Genomic DNA, 1,573 nt, shown 5'->3' on the forward strand with positions numbered 1-1,573 from the left:
CGTCCCGAGGTCACGTTCTCCGGCGAGAACCTGCCCACGCGCGAGCAGGTCGAGCACATGCACCACCGCGCGCACGAAGAGTGCTTCATCGCCAACTCAGTGAAGACCGAAGTGCGCTGCGAGCCGGTGTTCGCTCCGGCCGGTTGAGGCGCGTCAGGCGCAGTTCAGCGCCGCTGCAGCCGCGGGTTCTTCGCGAACAGCTCCGCCGCCCAGTCCACGAAGGCCCGCACCTTCGCGCTCAGGTGGCGGTTGGGCGGATAGACCACGTGGATCGGAAGCGGCTCGCGCTGCCAGTCGGGCAGCACCTCGACCAGCTCGCCGCTTGCGAGCAGCGGCTCCGCCATGAAGGTGATGCACTGCGAAATGCCGAAGCCGCCGAGCACCGCCGCCATGTGGGCGTTGCTCTCGTTGACCGACACGCGGTAGGGACCGTTGAGCTCGATGTATTCGTCGCCCTTCCTGAACTCGTGCGGATAGATGCGCCGCGTGGTGCCCGAAAAATAGCTCACCACGTGGTGGCGCTTCTCGATGTCGTTCGGATGCTGCGGAATGCCGTAGCGCTTGACGTAGGCGGGCGAGGCCACGGTCACGAAGTGCAGCGTGCCGATGCGCCGGGCCACCAGCGACTGGTCGCTCAGCTCGCCGGCGCGGATCACGCAGTCGACGTTGTCGCTGATGAGGTCGACCGTGCGGTCGCTCACGCCCAGGTCGACCTGGATCTCGGGGTAGCGGTCGCAGAAGGTGGCCAGCGCGGGCAGGATGATCTGCCGCGCCACCGAGGTGCCGACGTCGATGCGCAGCCGCCCGGTCGGGTTGGCCTGCGCATTGGTCATGCTGGCTTCGATGTCGTCGAAGTCGTTCAAGAGGCGCGCGGCGCGTTCGTAGTAGGCCGCGCCGTCCGGCGTCACGGTCACTCGCCGCGTGGTGCGGTTGAGCAGCTTCACCCGCAGGCGCGATTCCAGCGCCTGGATCTGCTTGGTGACCGTCCCCTTGGGCAGGGCGAGCGAGTCCGCCGCCCGGGTGAACGTGCCCGCTTCCACCACGCGGACAAAGATCCGCATTGCCTGGATTTGATCCATTGATGACTGTTCCTGGGAGCCCGGCCATTGCCGGGAGGACGCGGATTCTCACACAAGGTGACAATCCCCGGCGTTTCCTGGATTGTTAGCTGTTTGGAAACAGAGTAGGGGCAGCTTGCCTGTTTAACGCCACACTGGCCGCCTTATATTTCGACTATCGCCAATCCTCCTGAGGTTGCCCCCATGTCACCGCGCCCATCGTCCCGCTCTGCCGAAGCCGCTGCTCTCGCCGCGGCGCAAGGCGTGGAAGCCGATCTGTCGATCGAGCTGCCCGGCCGCGAGCCCGTGGGCGCCCGGATCTACGGACAGCGCCCGCGCGGCGAGACGGTGCCGCTGGTGCTGCACTTCCATGGCGGCACCTTCATCTGCGGCAACCTGGACAACGGGCGCAACGTGGCCCGGCTGCTGGCCGGCGCGGGCGCGGTGGTGGTGTCGGTGGACTATCCGCTGGCGCCCGAGTCGCCTTTCCCCGAGCCCATCGAAGTGGGCTATGC

3 protein-coding genes are annotated in these 1,573 nt (G+C 66.9%); 2 read left to right on the forward strand and 1 reads right to left on the reverse strand.

The window, feature by feature from the left end; genetic code table 11:
• A partial coding sequence (locus AC1DOC_RS33060) for an OsmC family protein (protein WP_478131498.1) occupies window positions 1–147 on the forward strand: 147 nt, incomplete at its 5' end.
• 17 nt (window positions 148–164) lie between these two features.
• On the opposite strand, the gene AC1DOC_RS33065 is transcribed toward AC1DOC_RS33060, so the two are convergent.
• Window positions 165–1,079: a LysR family transcriptional regulator gene (locus AC1DOC_RS33065; RefSeq protein WP_018905052.1), complete on the reverse strand. Its 915-nt coding sequence runs from the start codon at window positions 1,077–1,079 to the stop codon at window positions 165–167.
• A gap of 183 nt (window positions 1,080–1,262) precedes the next feature.
• Between AC1DOC_RS33065 and AC1DOC_RS33070 the strand changes: the two genes are divergently transcribed.
• On the forward strand, window positions 1,263–1,573 hold a 311-nt coding region (locus tag AC1DOC_RS33070; RefSeq protein ID WP_478131497.1), incomplete at its 3' end, for an alpha/beta hydrolase.

The organism is Variovorax sp. 01T439_2, from assembly GCF_056398445.1.